20 protein-coding genes are annotated in these 20,335 nt (G+C 29.8%); all 20 read right to left on the bottom strand.

Features of this window, described 5'->3' with window-relative positions; genetic code table 11:
• Nucleotides 1-12: 12 nt before the first annotated feature.
• Nucleotides 13-1,479, bottom strand: coding sequence for an MATE family efflux transporter (locus FVE74_RS04985; protein WP_147003501.1), 1,467 nt, complete (start codon nucleotides 1,477-1,479; stop codon nucleotides 13-15).
• Nucleotides 1,480-1,506: 27 nt separating this feature from the next.
• Nucleotides 1,507-2,673, bottom strand: a complete 1,167-nt coding sequence (locus FVE74_RS04980; protein WP_147003500.1) for a lipid-A-disaccharide synthase — start codon at nucleotides 2,671-2,673, stop codon at nucleotides 1,507-1,509.
• Nucleotides 2,674-2,732: 59 nt separating this feature from the next.
• On the bottom strand, nucleotides 2,733-3,542 hold the full coding sequence (locus tag FVE74_RS04975; protein ID WP_147003499.1) for an LpxI family protein: 810 nt from the start codon (nucleotides 3,540-3,542) through the stop codon (nucleotides 2,733-2,735).
• 269 nt (nucleotides 3,543-3,811) lie between these two features.
• On the bottom strand, nucleotides 3,812-4,591 hold the full coding sequence (lpxA, locus tag FVE74_RS04970) for an acyl-ACP--UDP-N-acetylglucosamine O-acyltransferase (protein ID WP_147003498.1): 780 nt from the start codon (nucleotides 4,589-4,591) through the stop codon (nucleotides 3,812-3,814).
• Between the two features lie 31 nt (nucleotides 4,592-4,622).
• Nucleotides 4,623-5,057: a 3-hydroxyacyl-ACP dehydratase FabZ gene (gene fabZ / locus FVE74_RS04965; protein WP_147003497.1), complete on the bottom strand. Its 435-nt coding sequence runs from the start codon at nucleotides 5,055-5,057 to the stop codon at nucleotides 4,623-4,625.
• 154 nt (nucleotides 5,058-5,211) lie between these two features.
• The gene (lpxC, locus tag FVE74_RS04960) at nucleotides 5,212-6,054 is read right to left on the bottom strand and encodes a UDP-3-O-acyl-N-acetylglucosamine deacetylase (RefSeq protein WP_147003496.1); all 843 of its coding nucleotides are present in this window, start codon (nucleotides 6,052-6,054) and stop codon (nucleotides 5,212-5,214) included.
• A 269-nt stretch (nucleotides 6,055-6,323) separates the two neighbouring features.
• Entirely contained in the window at nucleotides 6,324-8,471 is a 2,148-nt protein-coding gene (locus FVE74_RS04955) for a M13 family metallopeptidase (RefSeq protein ID WP_147003495.1), read from the bottom strand.
• A 247-nt stretch (nucleotides 8,472-8,718) separates the two neighbouring features.
• Nucleotides 8,719-9,498, bottom strand: a complete 780-nt coding sequence (locus tag FVE74_RS04950) for a MetQ/NlpA family ABC transporter substrate-binding protein (protein ID WP_147003494.1) — start codon at nucleotides 9,496-9,498, stop codon at nucleotides 8,719-8,721.
• A 38-nt stretch (nucleotides 9,499-9,536) separates the two neighbouring features.
• Complete coding sequence (locus FVE74_RS04945; RefSeq protein WP_147003493.1) at nucleotides 9,537-10,220, bottom strand: methionine ABC transporter permease; 684 nt, start codon at nucleotides 10,218-10,220, stop codon at nucleotides 9,537-9,539.
• Nucleotides 10,220-11,293: a methionine ABC transporter ATP-binding protein gene (locus tag FVE74_RS04940; protein WP_147003492.1), complete on the bottom strand. Its 1,074-nt coding sequence runs from the start codon at nucleotides 11,291-11,293 to the stop codon at nucleotides 10,220-10,222. Before FVE74_RS04940 ends, FVE74_RS04945 begins: the two co-directional genes overlap by 1 nt.
• Before the next feature lie 307 nt (nucleotides 11,294-11,600).
• A complete protein-coding gene (locus FVE74_RS04935) occupies nucleotides 11,601-12,332 on the bottom strand; it encodes an amino acid ABC transporter ATP-binding protein (protein ID WP_172617480.1) in 732 nt (243 codons plus the stop codon).
• Between the two features lie 80 nt (nucleotides 12,333-12,412).
• On the bottom strand, nucleotides 12,413-13,069 hold the full coding sequence (locus tag FVE74_RS04930) for an amino acid ABC transporter permease (RefSeq protein ID WP_147003490.1): 657 nt from the start codon (nucleotides 13,067-13,069) through the stop codon (nucleotides 12,413-12,415).
• Nucleotides 13,070-13,071: 2 nt separating this feature from the next.
• Nucleotides 13,072-13,860, bottom strand: a complete 789-nt coding sequence (locus FVE74_RS04925) for an amino acid ABC transporter substrate-binding protein (RefSeq protein WP_147003489.1) — start codon at nucleotides 13,858-13,860, stop codon at nucleotides 13,072-13,074.
• Nucleotides 13,861-14,064: 204 nt separating this feature from the next.
• Nucleotides 14,065-15,051, bottom strand: coding sequence for a DUF3829 domain-containing protein (locus FVE74_RS04920; RefSeq protein ID WP_147003488.1), 987 nt, complete (start codon nucleotides 15,049-15,051; stop codon nucleotides 14,065-14,067).
• Nucleotides 15,052-15,076: 25 nt separating this feature from the next.
• Nucleotides 15,077-16,021, bottom strand: coding sequence for an AEC family transporter (locus tag FVE74_RS04915; protein ID WP_147003487.1), 945 nt, complete (start codon nucleotides 16,019-16,021; stop codon nucleotides 15,077-15,079).
• A 127-nt stretch (nucleotides 16,022-16,148) separates the two neighbouring features.
• Entirely contained in the window at nucleotides 16,149-16,841 is a 693-nt protein-coding gene (locus FVE74_RS04910) for a M15 family metallopeptidase (RefSeq protein WP_147003486.1), read from the bottom strand.
• A 185-nt stretch (nucleotides 16,842-17,026) separates the two neighbouring features.
• Entirely contained in the window at nucleotides 17,027-18,133 is a 1,107-nt protein-coding gene (gene mnmA, locus FVE74_RS04905; protein WP_147003485.1) for a tRNA 2-thiouridine(34) synthase MnmA, read from the bottom strand.
• 291 nt (nucleotides 18,134-18,424) lie between these two features.
• A complete protein-coding gene (locus FVE74_RS04900) occupies nucleotides 18,425-19,081 on the bottom strand; it encodes an HAD family hydrolase (RefSeq protein ID WP_147003484.1) in 657 nt (218 codons plus the stop codon).
• Nucleotides 19,082-19,202: 121 nt separating this feature from the next.
• Nucleotides 19,203-19,424 carry a DUF896 domain-containing protein gene (locus tag FVE74_RS04895; protein ID WP_147003483.1) on the bottom strand — a complete coding sequence of 74 codons (222 nt, stop codon included), beginning with the start codon at nucleotides 19,422-19,424 and terminating at the stop codon, nucleotides 19,203-19,205.
• Nucleotides 19,425-19,780: 356 nt separating this feature from the next.
• Nucleotides 19,781-20,290, bottom strand: coding sequence for a hypothetical protein (locus tag FVE74_RS04890; RefSeq protein ID WP_147003482.1), 510 nt, complete (start codon nucleotides 20,288-20,290; stop codon nucleotides 19,781-19,783).
• Nucleotides 20,291-20,335: the final 45 nt, after the last annotated feature.

The following is a 20,335-nucleotide window of genomic DNA, read 5'->3' as shown; positions in this document are numbered from 1 at the left end:
TTTTTTAATAAGTTATTTATTATTTTTATCTATTTTTTCATGCTCTGCAGCTTCTATATTTTTAGATTCCAGTAAATGACTTTGATTTTCAGTCATTTTGTCAAAAAATCTTTTTTCTCTGTATAAAAATACTAGAAGTATCAAAAAGAACAGAAAATCCGTAAATGGCTGTGCAAGCCATACACCATCCAGTTTCCATATATTTGAAAAAACTATGACAACTGCTAGAAATATAACAACTTGCCGCATTAAATTCATTGTAACCGAGTATTTTGAACGTCCAGTCGCCTGAAAATAATTTGGCACAGTTATTCCAAAAGATGAAATTATTACAAGTGAAAAATAAATTCTAATAGCTTTTATTCCTTCCTTTAAAGCTTCAGGCGTACTCTTTTCATTAAAAAATAAAATCAATTGTTTTGGTAAAAGCATTACAATTACCCAAAATGCAAAAGATAATACAGCTCCTGCACCTATAGCAGTCATTAAAGATTTTTTGACCCTTGTAAAATTTTTTGCACCATAATTAAATCCAATTATTGGCTGAACAGCTTGAGAAACTGCATAAACACTCATTGTCATAATTGGCAAATAAGAATTTATAATTGTCATAACTGCCACACCGTAAGTTCCACCGTAAATATCTACAATTTTATTTGTTACAAGTCCAACTCCTGAACTTGCAGCTTGCAGTAAAAACGGCGACATTCCAATTGAAAAAATATCCTTTACTATTTTTGGATCTAATTTTAATTTTGAAAATCTTATTGTAATAACGCTTTCCTCTTCTAATTTAAATCCAAACATATCAATTTTAAACGGTAGTTTTCCAGCGATTAAAAACCACAATACAAATATCGCAGATAACACATTCCCAATTAAAGTCGCATAAGCAGTCCCTTCAATTCCAGTATGCATAATCATTACAGCCACATAATCTAAAATAATATTTACAACCGCTCCAATTAACATTGAAAACATCGCAACTCGTGGCGCTCCAGCCGCATTTAATACATTTGAAAGCCCAAATGAATAAAATAACGGTAAAATCGCCAGTAATATTATTTCAAGATAAGCCCTTGCATAAGGCAACGTTTCATTGTTAGCACCAGAATACCGTAAAACTGTGTCAATATTCAATATTAAAAATGCATACAATAAAAGTCCTAAAATTGCAAATAATGTTACAGCATTTCCCAATATTTTTTTTGCTTCTCCTTTTTTCCCCTGTCCAAGCCTAATCGAAATAATTGTTCCAGCTCCAACTCCGATGAACATTGAAAAAGCAATAATCAACATAACAATATAAAAGGCAATTCCCGCACCTGCAAGCGCCTTTTCACTAATTTTCCCAACAAAGAATCTATCAACAATGTTGTAAAGAACAACTGCCGCAGATCCAATAAGTGTCGGTATGAAATATTTTACAAATAATTTCAAGATAGAACCCTTTAACAGTTCTTCACGTTTTTTTTCCATATTTTTTCCTTTTTATAAAGTCAATTTTTATTTTTTTAACAAATAATTGGCAATCTTTTCCAAAACTCCAAAATTACCCAATTTTTCTCTTTCCTTTTTTAACTCTAAAATAGTATTTTTTTTATTCTTTTCCATAATTTCCATTTCTTCAAGCAATTTTTCCACAGAAAAATCCTCCTGCAGCAATTCCTTAAAAATTTCCTTATCAGCATTCAAATTAGTTAGAGTTATATATTTTATTTTTACTATATGCCGTGCAATAAAGGCATTAATTGCCGAAGTCTTGTAAACTACTATTACAGGCAGACCCATAAGCGAAATTTCAAACGTCACTGTTCCTGAAGTTGCTATTGCATATTTACAATCCTTCCGAATATTTTTTATTTCATCAAAAGTTATTTCTAAATTTGGAATTTTTAAAACATCAATTTTATATTTTTCTTCAAATTCACGAATATATTTTTTATGCTCTTCACTTGCCAATTTCATTAAAAACTTTTCATTCTTAACTTTTTTATTTCTAACCAGTTCTACAATTACTGGCAAAAATTTCTCAATTTCCTGCCTTCTGCTTCCAGGCAACAACAATATTTTTTCTCCCAATTTATCAGAAAAATCATATTTATCAACAAACGGATTCCCAAAATATTCCACTTTCAGCCCTTTTGACTCATCCTTTTTCAGACTCTCATCATAATATCTCTTCTCAAACGGAAAAATTACAATAACATCATCAAACTTTCGCAATTTTTTTATTCTTCCTTTTCCCCAAGCCCAGACTTTAGGCGGAATATAATAAATCATTCTCAAATTTTGCAGTTCTTTTTTCAAAATTTTCTTTTTCAGCAATTCAAAAAATTTCAGGTTAAATCCTCCAAAATCAACGAATATAACAGTTTCTACTTCATTTTCCCTAATAAACTGCAAATATTCATGTGCCTTTTTCGTGAAATACCTATACTTTTTCAAAGCCTCTACAAATCCCATAACATCATTATTCTTAATATGATTTACAGCCTTAACCCCAGCCTTTATCGACTTATCTCCAACTACACCAAAAAATTCAATATTTTCATCTTTTTTTCTCATTTCCTCCACAATGTACGAAGCATGCAAATCTCCTGACATTTCACCACAGGAAATAAAAATTTTTTTCTTTTTTTTTGAATCTGCTGTATCATAATTATTTTTCATTTTTTTAGCCTTTTACATTTTTTTATTTTGAAAAGGATTTAAAATTTCCTATTTAAACTTTAAATTTTAATTCCCTTTATAAAAATTTTATTTTTATTTGCAAATTTAATAACTTCCTCTTTATCGATAAACAACATTTTGTCAGCCTCTATCACAATTCCACGACCATTTATCTCTGCTACTTTCTTAATTGTTTCCAGCCCGATCGTTGGAATATCTATCCGATAATCCTGATTTCGTCTTGCCATTTTCACAACAATGCAATTTTTTCCAGCCAGTTCCCCACCACGTAAAATCGTCTTATCAGTCCCTTCCACACCTTCCAGCGCAATAACCGATTCATCTTTCACAACAACTGTCTGCCCTGCATCAATGTCAGTCAGCATTCGTGCAGCTTCTATACCGATTTCTATCGTTTTTTCCTCATTTTTGTTTGGAGAAGTTTTCGTATAAACTTCATTTCTGGCAATATATTCATCTAGCAAGTAATTTTGAGGTAAAACTTTAATATTTTCAGATTCGATATAATTAATTATCGCCTTTAAAATATTTTTATCTTTTTTATTTTTTGTAGATAGTAATATTTTTGTCGCTGTCAAATCAAATTTTAAATTTGAAAAAATCAGATTTTTTTCAACTTTCCCAAGCATTATTAACTGAGTTATTCCATTTTTCTTAAAATATGAAATTATTTTCCCAACTTGCGCTACACTATATTTTACAGAATTTTTATGCTCCTTTACACTATCTTCCACACTTTCAAACAGATAAACTGAAAATGGCTCAATACCCTTTAAAATGCATTGATTCAAAAATAATTCCGGCAATTTTCCATTTCCAGCAATTAGACCTACTTTTTCCATCGTCATTTTTTATTTTTTCCTTTTTATTTTTTCTCTAAAAAAATATTTACATTAAAAAATTAACTCAAAATAAAACATAGATTATTTTGAGAAATTTTATATTTTAAATCTTTATATACAAATTTTAATATTCAATTTTTTAATTGTATAGTAAAATCACTTTAAAACCGAACTCTAAAGCTACGACTATTTACTCAAATCCAATATTTAATTCTGTTTATTTAAATTCTAATGTTTTTTTAGAGTTCAAGTATACTATCTCAAAGTTCTATACTTTATCTTGTAATACCTCTTTTACTTTTTCGTATAAAATTAATAAGATTTTGAGCTTCCTCATATTGTCCATACTCACGCTCAACTGTCTGAAGAGCTTCTTCCAGTTTCAATTTTTTCTTAAATATAATTTTATACAGCTCTCTCAATCTTTTTATCTGCTCATCTGAAAAATCTCTACGTTGAAGTCCTACAATATTTATATATACAGCTCTTGCTTTATTACCTTCAGACAGCATATAAGGAACAACATCCTGATTTACAGCCGAACATCCACCTATCATCGCATGCCGCCCAACTCTTGTAAACTGATGCACAGCAGTAAGTCCACCTACCACCGCATAATCTTCCACTTCCACATGTCCTGCAAAAGTCGCAGCATTTGCCAATACACAGTTATCTCCAATTATACAATCGTGAGCAATATGAACATAAGCCATTACAAGCGTATTATTTCCAACTCTTGTTTCATATTTATCAGTAGTTCCCCGATGAATTGTAACAAATTCACGAATTTTATTATTATTTCCAATAACAACCCTAGTTTTTTCTCCTGCGAATTTCAAATCCTGCGGATCCTTCCCAATTGATGCAAAAGAAAAAATATAATTATTTTCACCAATAATTGTTTCACCCTCAATTACAACATGTGATTCTACAACTGTCCCGTTACCAATTGTAACTTCCGGACCTATAATCGAGTAAGCCCCTATTTTTACATTTTCTCCAAGTTTAGCATTTGGATCAACAATTGCCGTTGGATGTATATTCTTTGAACTCATAAATTAATACCTCTTCATTTTTTATTTGTCTTTACATATCTGTTACAGCAAATTTTAATTCACCTTCACTTACAACAGCTCCATCAACTAAACATTTCCCTTTTGCTACAATAATATTTCTTCTTACACTTAATTTTTCCACTTCAAGTCTTAACTGATCCCCAGGCACAACAGGTTTTCTGAACTTACATTTATCAATTGACATAAATAAAGGTATTTTCCCAGGTTCTAGCATAAGCAGCCCAACTGCTTGTGCAAGTGCTTCCATTTGCAAAACTCCTGGCATAACAGGCTTCCCAGGAAAATGTCCTTGAAAAAATTCTTCATTCATTGTCAAATTCTTAATTGCTACCAAACTATCTGTTCCATTTTTTTCTATAACTCTATCTACCAATAAAAATGGGTATCTATGCGGCAATATTTTCATAATATCCTCTACATTCATAATTGTTTCATTTGCTGCCATATTTTTTATTCCTCCTGAATTTATATTTTTATTTATTTTCATTTTTTACTCAAAATCAAATCTAGTTTAATTTCAATCTTTTCAATAAAATTTAAAATTTTATACTTACATTATATTTGATTTTTTTACAAATTACAAGTGTTTTTTATATTTTTTACAAATATTTTTTTGCAATCATTCCAGTTAATTGCGAATTTATAAAATGCCCAGCCTTTATCGCAATAATATGAGCTTTTATTGGAGTTCCCAAAACATATAAATCTCCAATTATATCAAGAATTTTATGTCTGACAAATTCATCAAGGTATCTCAATCCTTCTGGATTTAAAGGCCCATCAGCTCCAACTACCACAGCATTTTCCAAACTTCCTCCCAGTGCCAGATTATTCTTTTTAAGAAAATCAATTTCATAATCAAAGGCAAAAGTTCTACATTTTGCAATATTTTCCACATAATTTTCCAAATTTACTTCCAGCTCATAATACTGTGATTTTAAAAAACTATGATTAAAATCAATCGTATAAGATATTTTAAATCCATCATAAGGCAATGCCATCACATATTTCCCAGCCTTCTCATCTGAAAAAATAACAGGCTCCTTAATCACAACAGGCTCTATTTCCTCATCCAATTCTAAAATCCCCGCACTTTCAATTTTTTCCACAAACTGAATTGAACTTCCATCCAAAATCGGCATTTCATTCCCTTCAATTTCCACAAAAATATCAGTAATCCCGCAAACTGAAAGTGCCGACATAAAATGCTCGATCGTATGAAGTCTCACTCCATCCTCATTTTGAATATTAGTTCCTCTTTCCAAATCAAACAAATTTTCATGAGCAACTTTTATAACATTATTTTTATCATTAACATCCAATCTTTTAAAAACAATCCCAGTTTCCTGACTTACAGGTCTTAATACCATTTTTATCTTTTCGCCCTTATGAAGCCCAATTCCTGAAATTTCAACTGTATTTTTAATAGTTTTTCTTTTCACTTTTTGTTCCCTCCATTTCCTAAAATTTTAGTTCATTTTTTATTTATGAAATCTTTTTTATTATCCATAAATATTATATCATAAAACTAGATATTTTTCCTTTTATTATTTTTTGATTTTCAATATTTTTAAAATTGAAGAATTTATGCTAAATCCTGTTTGAAAAATAAAAAATAATCGCTCCCTTTTACAGCAACGATTATCTTAAAATTTTATAATTCAACTATTTGTTTTTTTATTTCCAAAACTAAAAAAACTTAACTGCTAATTTACCAGATTTTTATTCTATCTTCAGGAGCCTTGTACATTTTATCCCCTGGTTTTGTTTCAAATACTTTATGGAATGCGTCAATATTTTCCAAAGTTCCGTTTACACGGAATATATTTGGTGAATGTGAATCTGTTTTTGCCAGATTCTTTAAATATTCTGGAGTAGATTTTTGTCGCCACATTCTTGCAAAACTTAAAAAGAATAATTTATTTACCGTATCTGGGTAGGCTTTTGAGGAATTTGGATGATCCTTCAAATATAATTGCAATGCATCATAAGCAACGTTTAATCCCCCAAGATCTGCAATATTTTCTGTTAATGTATATTTTCCATTAACATGAACTCCATCTCCAACTGTATATTTTGAAAATTGATTTTCCAGTTTTTTTGTAGCCAAATCAAATTTTGCCTTATCTTCAGCAGTCCACCAGTTCTTAACATTTCCATCGCCATCATATTCAGCACCAGACACATCAAATGCATGAGTAAGTTCATGCCCAATAACTGTCCCTATTGCTCCAAAGTTACTTGCCACTTCTAATTTATTATAGTCATAAAATGGATACTGCAAAATTCCTGCTGGGAATACAATCTCATTGCTTGTTGGAGAATAATAGGCATTTATTGTATGAGGTGACATGTACCATTCTGTCTTATCTACCGGCTTTCCTACTTTTTTAAGCTCTTCGTTATAAGCCCATTCACTAATTCCCTTTAATTGATCATACAACGAATCACTGCTTGAAATTGTCATTTTGCTGTAATCTTTCCATTTGTCAGGATATCCTATTTTAACATTAATTTTTGCCAGTTTTTCAAGAGCTTTTTTCTTAGTTGCAGCACTCATCCAATCCAGTTTTTCAATTCTGTTTTTCATTGCCTTCTTGATGTAATCAACCATTTCTTTGGCATTTTTCTTCGCTTCAGGTGAGAAATTTCTTTGAATATAAATCTTTCCAATTATTTCCCCAAGACTTCCATCTGTAAAGTTCAATGCTCTCTTTTCAAGCGTTTCCCTTTCCTTTTGTCCATTCAAATATTTTCCAAAAAATTCAAAACTTCTAGCATCAAGCTCATCATTCAAAACTCCTGCCGCAGAACTAATTAAATTATATCTCATATAATCTTTAATTATGTCAATATTCTCATCATTTACAAAATTATCCAAATTTTTATAATAGTTCAACTCTGTTATTATTACTTTATCCGTTTTCACATTTAACTGTTTCAAATATTGAGCCAAGTCTACATTCTTAGACAATGTAGCTAAATCACTTACTTTTACTGGATTATTATACTTTTTAACATCGTGACGTTCTTCATTAGTCATTAAAGTATTTGCAATCCCCTTTTCAAAAGCAACTATCTTTTTAGCTCTTTCAAGAGTATTATCTTCTCCCAAATATTTCAACATGTCACTGACATATTTTGTATATTCCTCCAATATTGCCCTATTTTCCTTAGTATCCTTCTGGTAATAATCTCTTGACAATCCAATCCCTGCACTTCCTAAATATACCGCATTATTTTTAGAATTGTTAAGATCAGTGCCTATCCCCCATCCATAAAATTCAGAACTTCCATATTTTGTAACTTCTACATTGTATTTTTTTAAATCCTCAATATTTTGAATCCCGTTTATTTTTTCCAAATCCTTTTGAATAGGCGATAATCCTTCTTCATTTCTTTTTTTCATATCAGAATAACTGTCATAAAGTGTCAATACCTTTTTTTCATCCGCAGTCAGCGAAGTCTTCTTATTTTTTAATTCCTTTATCAAATTACGTAAAAAATCCTGATTTTTTTCATTAAGTTCATAAAATGATCCCCAAGCCGGCTTCGTACTCGGAATCTGCGTCTTCTCATCCCAATTTTCATTTACATATTTGTAAAAATCATCTTGAGATCTAGTTTTTGTACTAAGATTATCGAATAACTCCTTATCTTTTTCCTTCAAAAGTTTTGCCTGCTGCTTTTCATAAAAATCCCAGAATCCTGATCTTTTTTGAACAGTCTGCGCTGCTGTATTTCCAGTATTTTGATATGATCTTTCCAATGAAAGTTTATTATTATCGACATTCTCATTTTCTGCATAAATTAAATTAATGCTAGCTAAAAATAGCGAAACTATAAGTAATTTTTTCATCCTTCATTCATTTCTTTATTTCAAAAGAAACTTATCCTTTCCTTTTTATTCTAACTTCTTTTTAAAAAATAAAAACAATATTTTAAAGAAGTTTGGATATATTATACATTTTTCTTAAATTTATTTCAACAAATTTATACAAAAAATAAATTTTTTTATTTTATCTTAAATTTATTTTTCTAATGATAAATAAAAAAAATAGCCTTAAATTAAATTTAAAGCCATTTTTGTCTTGATTATCCTAAAATTAAAATGCTGGAATTACTCTACCATCATATTTTTCTTCAATATATTTTTTAACTTTTTCACTTTGCAATGCCTTTACAAGTTTTTTCACTCTTTCATCATTTTGATTTTCTTTTAAAACAGTAACAACATTTACATAAGGAGAATCTTTTCCTTCTATTAAGATAATCTCATTTTTTGTAACTTTTGCATCAATTGCAAAATTTGAATTTATAATTGCTCCTGCAACTTCATCTAATCTTGGTGCAATTTGTTCATTTGACATTGTCACAATTTTTAAATTTTTAGGATTTTGAACAATGTCAGCAGGTGTTGCTGATAAATTTTTATTGTCTTTTAATTTTATGATTCCAGCTTTGTCAAGTAAGATTAATGCACGTCCTCCATTAGTAGGGTCGTTAGGAATTATTAAAGTATCTCCACTTTTCAAATCTTTAATATTTTTTATTTTTTTAGAATACAATGCCATTGGCTCTAAATGAATATTCCCAACTGCAACCATATCAATATGATTTTTCTTTCCAAAGTCTTCCATATACGGAACATGTTGGAAAAAGTTAGCATCTATACTTTTATCTGCAAGCGCCTTATTTGGCAAGATATAATCAGTATACGGAACAACTTCCAAGTCAATTCCTTCTTTTTTCAAATCATCCTTTACTAAATTTAATAAATCACCATGTGGTATTGGTGTTGCTCCCACTCTTAATTTTTGGCCTTTTCCACCACAAGATACGATAAACAGTGCTATCATCAGCACTAATGTAAACAATTTTTTCATTTTTGCCTCCTAATTTTTTATTTTTTATTTTTTTTATTTTATGCCCTTTTTCTTTTTTCAAGCAATGCCCTTACAATTCTATCTCCAATAAACTGAATAATTTGAACCAGAATAATTGTAACAACTGTTGCCTGCCACATCAATTCAGGATTATTTCTTTGAAATCCATCTATTACAGCGGCATTTCCAAGTCCACCTCCACCAATTGTACCAGCCATTGCAGAATATCCAATTAAACTGATTAATGTTAATGTAATTCCGTGAACAAGCGATGGCAATGCTTCAGGTATCATAACTTTAAAAATTATTTCAGATGTTTTTGCTCCCATTGATTTTGAAGCCTCAATAAGCCCTTCATCAACTTCCTTTAAAGCCCCTTCAATTATTCTTGCCACAAACGGTGCTGACCCCAATGACAGCGGCACAATAAACGAAACACTTCCGAATGAATATTTAAATATTAATTTTGAAAGCGGAATTAATAAAACTATCAAAATTATAAACGGTATAGATCTTGTTATATTTACAATAACTATATCCAGTATTTTATGTAAAGTTTTATTAGGTTTTATTCCTTTTTCATCAGAAGTGACAAGTAAAATTCCAACTGGAAGTCCGATAATTAATGCTACAACTGTTGAAAAAAACACCATATAAAATGTTTCCCATAATGGTTGAGCCATATTTTGAAACTGAAAAAACTTAACCCAATCAAATCCCATTATAACACCTCCGAATCTATTTTATTTTCTTTTAGCCATTCAATAATATCCTTGGATTTCTCTTCACTTGCAGAAATTTCTATCAGTAAATTTCCCACGATAACATCGCCCACTTTATCAATAAATCCGCTTAAAATATTTACTTCAACATCATATTTACGGATAATTTTTGTAATATACGATTCATTTACCTGATCCTCATTATATTTTAGCCTTAACCGCAATTTCCCGTTATTTTCCTCACGATGTTTCTTTTCTTCTTCTGTGCGGAATTCTTCATGGGAAATATTTCCTACAAATTCTTTTGCTAAATCTGTTTTAGGATTCAGGAAAATCTCTTTTGTTTCCCCTTTTTCAATAATTTGACCATCCGACATAATTGCCGTTTTATTGCATATTTTTTTTATAACTTCCATCTGGTGAGTAATAAGAATTATCGTTATCCCAAATTTTTTATTTATATCCTTCAATAGTTCCAAAATAGAATTAGTAGTTCTTGGATCAAGTGCTGAAGTTGCCTCATCCGACAGCAATATTTTCGGATTATTAGCCAACGCCCTTGCAATCGCAACTCTTTGCTTTTGCCCTCCTGAAAGCTGTTCAGGGTAATTCAGTTTTTTATCTGAAAGTCCCACGATTTCCAGCAGCTCATCTACTCTTTTTTCTATATCCTTTTTTTTCCATTTTGAAATTTCCAACGGAAAAGCCACATTTTCCGCAACATTTCTTGAATTTAGCAAATTAAAGTGCTGAAAAATCATTCCCGTTTTTTTCCGATATTCACGCAGCATTTTCATATTAAATTTCAAAATATTTTTATCCTCATATCCAGTAACTGTATTATCTTTTTTGTCAACAATTTCCTGTTTTACCAAAATTTCTCCAGAAGTAGGCTCTTCCAACCTGTTAAGAAGTCTAATAAGTGTTGACTTCCCAGCTCCACTAAGCCCCATAATTCCATAAATATCGCCTTGTTCAATATCAAGGTTTACATTATTTACAGCTAATAATTCTTTACCGTTATTAAGCTGATATTTCTTAACCAAATTTTTTATCTTAATAAAACCCTCCATATTTCACCTCTTTTTATTTTTTCATCTTAATTTCTCAAAAAGATTATATTATTTATCACTTTAAAAGTCAACTTCTTTTTAATTAATTTCATAATTTAAGTTTTAATAAAAAATAAACATTATGATAAACTTGGTCACTCAAACTTTTTTATATTATAACATTTTTTTATTGTATATACAAGCCATATTTCAAATTTTTTTATACTAATTTCATATTTAATTTAAATATAAAAATAATATTTATATAATATATAATAAAAGGGCATTATAATTTAGTTTCATAATACCCTAAAATTAATGTTAAATTTTATTTATTTGCATTCAGAAATTCCCTTACTCTTTGAGAAGACGGGTTTTCAAATATTTGCTTTGGAGTTCCTGTTTCCAGTATTTCACCCTTTTCCATAATAATTACTCTATCTGAAATTTCACGTACAAAGTTCATTTCGTGACTTACAATCAACATCGTTATTTTCTGACTCTTCAATTTTCTTATTATATCCAGCACCTCTTTTACAAGTTCTGGATCAAGTGCCGATGTAGGCTCGTCAAAAAGCATAATATCCGGCTTCAGTGCCAATGCTCTTGCTATTGCAACTCTTTGCTTCTGCCCTCCTGAAAGTTCATTTGGATAATTATTAATTTTATCAGAAAGCCCTACTAAACTCAACATTTCCTTTACGATACTTTCAGCTTTTTCTGTATTCATATTCTTTACTAATTTTAAAGTTCTAACTATATTATTTCTAACTGACATGTGTGGAAATAAATTAAATGTCTGAAAAACCATTCCAGTTTTTAACAGCATTTCCTTTTTTATTTTTTTATCTACATTTTTATCTGTTAAATTGTTTCCTTCAATCAAAATTTCTCCAGATGTTATCGACTCAAGATCTGCTATACATCGCAAGATCGTTGATTTTCCACTTCCTGAAGGCCCTATTAATGAAACAACTTCTCCCCTGTCAATATGTAAATTTATATTTTTTAAAATTACATTATCGCCATACTGTTTTTTCAGATTTTTTACTTCTACTATTTTTTTTTCACTTTTCACGATTTATCTCCTAAATTTACATTACTTAAATTTTTTTATTTAAATTTAATGTTTTTAATTTTCTAAATTCTAACTTTATTTCTTTTTTCAATATTTTTAAACAATCTGTCAATCGCAAAACTTAGTACAAGATAAATAATAATTGCACAGATATACGGCGTAATATTATAATAAATGTTAGCCAGCTCCTTTGTCCGTTTCATAACTTCAGTTACAGCCAGGACATATATAAGTGAAGTATCCTTTATAAGCGTAATCGCTTCATTTCCCAATGTTGGCAGCACTCTTCTTATTGTTTGAGGTAAAATGACATATATTATTTTTTGCCAATAACTGTAACCAAGCACTTTTGCCGCCTCATGCTGTCCTTTGTCAATACTTTCTATCCCGCTTCTCATAATTTCCACAAGATATGCCGCATAATTTATAATAAATGTAATGGTTGCCGCAGTATATGGCTCAAGCACGATTTTATATCCACCAACTTTCATAAGCGGAATTCCATAATAAACTACCATTAATTGCAGCATTAAAGGTGTACCACGAAAAATCCAGGTATAAACCGAAATAAAGAATTTTACTATTTTATTTTTTCCTGTATATGCCAACGCTCCTAAAATTCCCAACGGGATGGAAAATATGATTGTAAGTATATACAGCATTATGATATTTGGTAATGTTTTTACCAGTTCAATAAATATTGTCAACGCTTGGTTCATTACTAATCTTTAAACCACTTAGAATAAATTTTTTGGTAAGTCCCGTCTGCTTTTAATTCTTCAATAGCCTTGTTTATTGCTTCTATCAACTTAGTGTTCCCTTTTTTAGCGGCAATTCCGTATTCTTCTTCTCCGTAATTATCGCTTAAAATATTGTAAAGCTCTTTTTTAGCTTGAGTTTCTTTCGTTTTTTTAGTATATTTTGCCAATACTTCATCAGCTATAATTGCATCAATTCTCCCGGCATCAAGATCCATAAATGCCTGATCATACTGCGCATAAGTTTTAAATTCCTTAAATGTCTTGTCTTCACCTGATTTTTTAACTGCTTCTTCTCCACTGCTTTCACTTTGGCTTCCAACAATTTTCCCTTTTAAATCAGCCTTTGTCTTAATATTTGAACCTGTTTTTGTTATTATAAGCTGATGACTTGTCAAATATGGCTTTGTCATTTCAGTTTCTTTTTTTCTCTCATCTGTTATAGTAAGCCCATTCCAAATCAAGTCAATATTCCCACCATTTAAGTCAAGTATCTTAGAATCCCAGTTTATTGGTTTAAATTCAACTTGACTTCCTAACTTTTGAGCTACCGCCCTAGCCAAATCAATGTCAAATCCTACAATTTCACCTTTTTCATTTTTAAATCCCATTGGAACAAATGAATCATCAAGTCCAACTACAATTTTTTTAGGAATTCCATTAGCATTATTTTCTTCTTTCTTTTCCTCTTTCTGGACACTGCACATAAAAACGCTCAATGCCAGAACCATCAACAACAACATTTTTTTCATTTCAACTTTCCTCCTGCCTTTATTTAAACTAAAAATTTATTACTTTCTTTATAAAAATAAATTAATTCCTTTTCTAACTTTACCTTTTTATAATATACCATTTTTTTTGGCTTTTTGTCAATAATTATAATATATAAGTTTTATATAATTCAATATATTTTATTAATGATTAAATTTTTTCAATTAATCAATAAAGTTAATTTTTTACTTTTGTATCAGCAAAACATTAAAAACATTTTCCAAATCAGTTTTAGCACTTAAAATATTACTTGCACTTATCACTACATCCTGAATATTCTGATTTTTTACTCCTGTCAGCATTTTTTGCGTATTTTCAGACAACGCCTTTGAACTTTCCTTTATCTTTTTAAAATCTGATTCGCTTATATTTTCTTTTTTTGCATTCTCAACTGTCATTCCTGCTATATTTTTATATGCCTTCTGCAGCTCATTATTAGCTTTTTCCAGTTCTTTTACTTCTTCTTCGTCAAAATTCAAGTTATTTTTACTAAAAGCTGCTTCCTCAAATCCATTTGCCGAATTTACAAATTTTAGAATATTCAACGTGGCTGTTTTTCCATCCTTTTGTAACTGTGCTTCCATTTTTTTATTAATTGCTTCTGCAAATTCATGCAAAGAATTAGAAAATATTTTACTGTTTTCAAGCCGATTTCGCAAGACAACCTTATATTTATCATTTAATTCATCAACTCTTCCCAGTTTATCAGTTTTATAATTCCCCTTTTCAAAATAGTCATTAATTTCTGTCAAAACCTTTTGCTCCTGAATTAAAGAATCAACTAAATTTTGAGCATTTGTATCAATAGCTTCCATTTTTGGACTTTTTTGCATTACATCGGTTATTTCTTTAATATAATTGCCTATTAAATTAATTGAACCATCAAGATTTACAATAGATATTATTTCGCCTGAAATATCTTTTATATTTCCATTCGCATCAGAAAATTCATCTTTTTTTATTTCTGTAAAAAAATCATTCCACTCTTCTGAATTTGGCTCTTCACTTATTTTTAAATATTCACTGTATTTTTTTATTTCCTCATTGGAAATATCCTTTTTTACATTTACTGCCTTCACTTTTTCTTTATCTTTACTATTTTTTTTATTATCACAAGCCACAACAGCTAATAAAGCTATCATTCCAATTAGAATGTATTTTTTTAATTTCATCGTTTTTACCTCCAAATTCCTTTATTTAAACTAATCCTGCAACTTTTAAGATGTATAGCCAGCCTGTTAATGTAAATATGCTCATAATCGTTGTAACCATAACTGTTCCAGAAGTTACCGAGCCGTTATGCCCCATTCCTCTCGCCATTGTAAATGAAGTTGGAGTTGTCGGACTTCCCAACATTCCAAGCACTGCAACCAGTTTTTCATCCTCAAATCCCATTTTTACCGCTATTGGCAAGAATATCGCAGTAAGTATTATTAATTTAAATGAAGATGAAACTAGCACAACTTTTATTTTAGAAAAAACTTCCTTCACATCAAAACTCGCTCCAAGTGCCAGCAATCCAAGCGGAGTTGCAGCAGCCGCAAATGTCGAAATAGATTTTTTCATAATAACAGGCTGTGGAATTTTTAACATCGCCCAAATCATTCCGGCTAAAATTCCCAATATTAAGGGATTTTTAATAACTCCTTTTAACGTATTTTTCAAGACAACTCTGTTTAATTTTCCCTGTTCTGGGCGAAGCAGCATCAAAATCACAACTGAAGCTACATTATACAACGGAACCGCTCCAATTACCATAAGCGCCACAATCTTAGCCTCTCCATAAACATTCTGCACAAAGGCATAAGCAAGTAAAGCCGCACTGCTCCTAAAGCTGGCCTGAATAAATTCTCCACGAATTGACCTGTCCTTCAAAAAAATTGATGAAATACACATTATTAAAATTGAAAGAAATGTTGTAAAAAAGCAAAATAATAAATATTTCAAATCCCAAATTGCTGAAAAATCAGACAATGACAATTCCTTGAATAAAAGCGCAGGCAAAAGAGCCAAAAATACAAACCTGTTCATCTTATCTGCAAATTCCAAGTCTATTACTCCAACTCTTCTAAAAATATACCCAAGTATCATAAGTAAAAATACAGGCATAGTTGCATTTAAACAAAATATTAATTCTTTCATTTTCCTCCCTTATTAAATATTAAATTAGTCATTTAGATTTTGAAGTTCCTTTCTTTCAATTGCCTCGATCTTTGTGATTAAAAATACTGCTATTATTCAGTACTTACCACTTTGATACCTACAAATATTAAAAGTCAAAATGCATATAATCAGCTCTTGAAAATCCAGCTCCCCAAGTCCATCCTTTTTTAGAAAATGCTTTTACAACATCTCCGTCTGGAGTAATAGAATAAGGATTTATTCCTGGTTCCCATTTTTTACCTACTAAAACTTCTCCATCAGCACTTATCTGAGGATTTTCATCAGGATTTATATCTATTGCACGGCCAGTACTATGAAGGCTAGTTAGCCCATTAGATCGCCAATTATAGCCTCCTAATGATTTAATAGGAAATTTTTCTGGTCCATTGTATATTTCAGTAAATATACTTTTCACATCTTCTGCTAATAAATTTAATACTTGTACTTTTGCCTTGCTTGAAATCTTTTGCCCATTTTTTAATTTCCATATAGGAACCTCAACCCAAACCATATGTTTTACTGCAGTTTCGTGAGAAGGATTATCATAAACATCTTGTAATTCTGCATCAATTCTTTCATGATATTCAATATAATATTCCCACATAGGATCAACAACAATTTCTACTTGTGGAGTTTGAACATTTTCGCTTCTTGATTGACTATTATCTGGTATATTTTTATTTTCTTGATTTCCTGGTTTAAATATACCTTGTATTTCATTATAAGCATAAAGTTTATTTCCTGTTGAGATTACACTTAAAATAGAGAATACTCCTATAAAAAGTTTTAATTTTTTCAAATTCTATCATCTCCTTTTTTTATATTAGACATGTTCGATAACCTAATTTTTTTATTTTTACAAGGGAGCAAGACTTATACATCTTCTTGCCAAATATTTAAATGTTATAGCAATCGAAAGAAAAAAACTTCAAAATCTGAATGACTGTTTTTTAAAAGCTTGAACTAATTTCAAAAATAAACAATTTATTTTATAATTTTATCAATAACTCCCCCGCCGAGGCAAACCTCACCATCATAAGCAACCACAATTTGCCCTAATGTCACAGCCTTTTGCGGTTCATCAAATATCACTTCATATTCATTTTCATCAAGTTTATTAATTACAGCTTTTGTATCCTTTTGTCTATATCTGAATTTTACAGTACATTCCAATGGAAACTGAACTTCATTTATAAAGTTAAAATCTGTTGCAATTAAACCTTTTGAATAAAGCACTGAATTATCCCCTTGCGTTACAATCAATTCATTTTTTTCCAAATCCTTATCCACAACAAACCAAGGCTCTCCAGTCCCTTCCTTCGTATTCCCGATTCCAATTCCCTTTCTTTGTCCAATTGTGTAATACATAAGTCCATTATGATGTCCTAGCACTTTTCCTTGCGTATTTACAATATTTCCACCCTTTGCAGGCAAATATTGGGATAAAAATTTATTAAAATCACGTTCTCCAATAAAGCAAATTCCTGTACTGTCCTTCTTCTTAGCCGTTGCCAAATTATATTTTTCAGCAATCTCACGAATTTGCGGCTTTGTATATTCTCCCAATGGAAACAGCACCTTTTCCAATTGTTCCTGACTTAATTGACAAAGAAAATAAGTTTGGTCTTTATTGTCATCAACTCCTCTTAACATAGTCGACTTTATTCTTTTCCCATTTTCATCTTCCACTTCCTCGTGAATAATTCTTGCATAATGCCCTGTTGCCACATAGTCTGCCCCAAGTTTCATCGCATAATCTAAAAATGCACGGAATTTAATTTCCTTGTTACACATCACATCAGGATTCGGAGTTCTCCCTCTTTTATATTCATCAAGAAAATAAGTAAAAACCTTATCCCAGTATTCCTTTACAAAATTTACCGAATAATAGGGTATTTCCAATTGTTCAGCCACAGCAATTACATCCTTATAATCCTCTTCTGCCATGCAGACCCCATTTTCATCCTTTTCTTCCCAATTTTTCATAAAAACGCCAATCACATCATATCCTTGTTCTTTTAATAAAATTGCCGCAACAGAAGAATCCACTCCACCCGACATTCCTAATACAACTCTTTTTCTTTTTTCCATAAAAATTCCTTCTCCTTCCCTCTTTTCATAATTCTTCGACTTCTTTCACTACTTAATCGCTTTATAAAAATAAGTATACCACAATATCCATTAACAGACAAGAAAATATATTTGAATAATTATTTCCTTAACTTTTTGGTGCAAGATTAACTTCATACTTAATCTCTTTAATACCAGATTATTTTAATAAATAAAAAAACGGAAATTAATTATAGTTTTCAAAACAAATTCCGTTTTTTACTTTCTAAATCAGACTTTTTTAAAATCCACTTATTCTAAAAGAATCTAAATTTATTTTATTTTTTTTATAATTTCCTGAACGTTAGACACTTTCACATCTTCACTAATTCCAGTTTCACCTTTCACTTCACCAAATCCCCATTTACAGTAAACAATGTCAACTCCAGCATTTTTAGCAGTATTTACATCCACAAGCATATCCCCAATAAATAGTATTTTATCCTTTGAAACATTCAAATCTTGTGCCATTCTATCAACATTATAGGGATTCGGCTTATTTGGATATTCCTTTTCATTAGATCCAAATATTCCATCAAATTTCCATTTCGACAATTTTTTTTCAACAGCAGACAAAGCCGTTTCATGATCCTTATTCGTCACAATCCCTTTTTTTATATTATTTTCTGTCAAAAAATCCAGCAATTCAGGTATTCCTTCATAAGGCTCAACACCATAGTCAAAGTAAATATCATAATATTTTCTTATAACTTTTTCCATTTTCTCATTCGTTACATCCGTATACTTCTCTTTTCCCAAAATATTCCGAGCCAACCCCGAAACTCCACCACCAACAAATTTTACACACTCATCAATAGAATACTGCTTTTTTCCAAGTTCTTCCATCGCTGAATTTACAGTCTTTGTAATAGATTTTGACGTATCCATAAGCGTTCCATCCAAATCAAATATAACTAAATCATATTTCATAAATTTTTATTCACTCCCTTCCTAATTCACTTTAAATAATTACAAAAATCCATAAAATCTTGCCAATCCAACTTTCAAGATTTTAGAGATTAATCTCTAAATACTGTCATTACTATTTTATTTACGCTTCAGGCTCAATAACATTCCCGTCATCATCAATCGGATTTCCATCATCATCCACTCTAACAACCTTAATACTGTCCAAATGCCCTCTCATACTTTCCTTAAATTTTTCAATATACATTTTTCTATATTTTTCACGCTCTTTCTTCTCTTCTTCGGTCAATTCTCTCTCACGTGCCAATTTTGAAAATTCATTTATTTTTTTTATAATGTCTTCCATTTTTCAATTTTCCTTTCTAAAAATATTACTTTATATTTCTAATTTCCACCTTAATTTTATCTAAAATATGGTATAATATATTAAAGTAAAATTCTATTGTGTTTAAGCCCTTAATGTTGGGCTTATTTTTTTATCTTTTTTCTATTGCAAAAATTTCATAATCCAAAAAGTATATAACAATATTATTATACTGCATTACTTGTAATTTATCAACACTTTTTCCTAAAGCATTTCTTTAAAAAAATTTATACATTTTCACAAATGTCTATAGCAAAAAATCACAGTTAATCTTAATAACCGTGATTTTTATTTGAAGAAATTTTTTATTTATTATTCTATCTATTATCTATTATTTTTTAAAATGCCGAAACAGCATATCCTATAAATGCAATATATGATATAGAAATATTTGCAATATCCAGTAAAGATAGTGTCAAATATCCACAATCTCGCAATTTATCCCTATCTTTTCTTAAAATTACAATTATAAAAATATACACGATTATCGTAATGACCGTAATAAGATATAATTTTAGCATATTTAGAAGAAATAAAACAATTATTATATCAATCGTTATTATCGAAAATAAAATATAATTATGAATTTTTTTGTTTCTTTTATTTATCAAAAATATTAAAATAGCAACATAGTAAAAAACTGAATGAAATATTTGACTAGGTACTAAAATAATTGCATTTCTCATCAAATCTATCCATCCTAAAAAATAAATTATTTCAGAAATTAAATCAATTTTCAAAAACTTTTTTACCTTTTTCTTTAAAAAAATTACTCTTATAATATTAAAAATAATCTTAAATAGATTATAAAATACTACTAATCCCATAATTATTAAAAACTCGCCCATTTATTCTCCATTCTTTGTATTATTTTTAATTGCTTCATAAAAATT

This window comes from Leptotrichia wadei (assembly GCF_007990445.1).
In the GTDB taxonomy this organism is placed as follows: domain Bacteria; phylum Fusobacteriota; class Fusobacteriia; order Fusobacteriales; family Leptotrichiaceae; genus Leptotrichia; species Leptotrichia wadei_A.
The sequence above is the reverse complement of the archived record's forward strand: the minus strand, read 5'-3'. Positions and strand labels throughout refer to the sequence as shown.

Bases quoted from the DNA above. Each gene is read 5' to 3' on its own strand.
- FVE74_RS04985 (WP_147003501.1), bottom strand. From the start codon at position 1,479: ATGGAAAAAAAACGTGAAGAACTGTTAAAGGGTTCTATCTTGAAATTA.
- FVE74_RS04980 (WP_147003500.1), bottom strand. From the start codon at position 2,673: ATGAAAAATAATTATGATACAGCAGATTCAAAAAAAAAGAAAAAAATT.
- FVE74_RS04975 (WP_147003499.1), bottom strand. From the start codon at position 3,542: ATGACGATGGAAAAAGTAGGTCTAATTGCTGGAAATGGAAAATTGCCG.
- lpxA (WP_147003498.1), bottom strand. From the start codon at position 4,591: ATGAGTTCAAAGAATATACATCCAACGGCAATTGTTGATCCAAATGCT.
- fabZ (WP_147003497.1), bottom strand. From the start codon at position 5,057: ATGGCAGCAAATGAAACAATTATGAATGTAGAGGATATTATGAAAATA.
- FVE74_RS04955 (WP_147003495.1), bottom strand. From the start codon at position 8,471: ATGAAAAAATTACTTATAGTTTCGCTATTTTTAGCTAGCATTAATTTA.
- FVE74_RS04950 (WP_147003494.1), bottom strand. From the start codon at position 9,498: ATGAAAAAATTGTTTACATTAGTGCTGATGATAGCACTGTTTATCGTA.
- FVE74_RS04945 (WP_147003493.1), bottom strand. From the start codon at position 10,220: ATGGGATTTGATTGGGTTAAGTTTTTTCAGTTTCAAAATATGGCTCAA.
- FVE74_RS04940 (WP_147003492.1), bottom strand. From the start codon at position 11,293: ATGGAGGGTTTTATTAAGATAAAAAATTTGGTTAAGAAATATCAGCTT.
- FVE74_RS04930 (WP_147003490.1), bottom strand. From the start codon at position 13,069: ATGAACCAAGCGTTGACAATATTTATTGAACTGGTAAAAACATTACCA.
- FVE74_RS04925 (WP_147003489.1), bottom strand. From the start codon at position 13,860: ATGAAAAAAATGTTGTTGTTGATGGTTCTGGCATTGAGCGTTTTTATG.
- FVE74_RS04920 (WP_147003488.1), bottom strand. From the start codon at position 15,051: ATGAAATTAAAAAAATACATTCTAATTGGAATGATAGCTTTATTAGCT.
- FVE74_RS04915 (WP_147003487.1), bottom strand. From the start codon at position 16,021: ATGAAAGAATTAATATTTTGTTTAAATGCAACTATGCCTGTATTTTTA.
- mnmA (WP_147003485.1), bottom strand. From the start codon at position 18,133: ATGGAAAAAAGAAAAAGAGTTGTATTAGGAATGTCGGGTGGAGTGGAT.
- FVE74_RS04900 (WP_147003484.1), bottom strand. From the start codon at position 19,081: ATGAAATATGATTTAGTTATATTTGATTTGGATGGAACGCTTATGGAT.
- FVE74_RS04895 (WP_147003483.1), bottom strand. From the start codon at position 19,424: ATGGAAGACATTATAAAAAAAATAAATGAATTTTCAAAATTGGCACGT.
- FVE74_RS04890 (WP_147003482.1), bottom strand. From the start codon at position 20,290: ATGGGCGAGTTTTTAATAATTATGGGATTAGTAGTATTTTATAATCTA.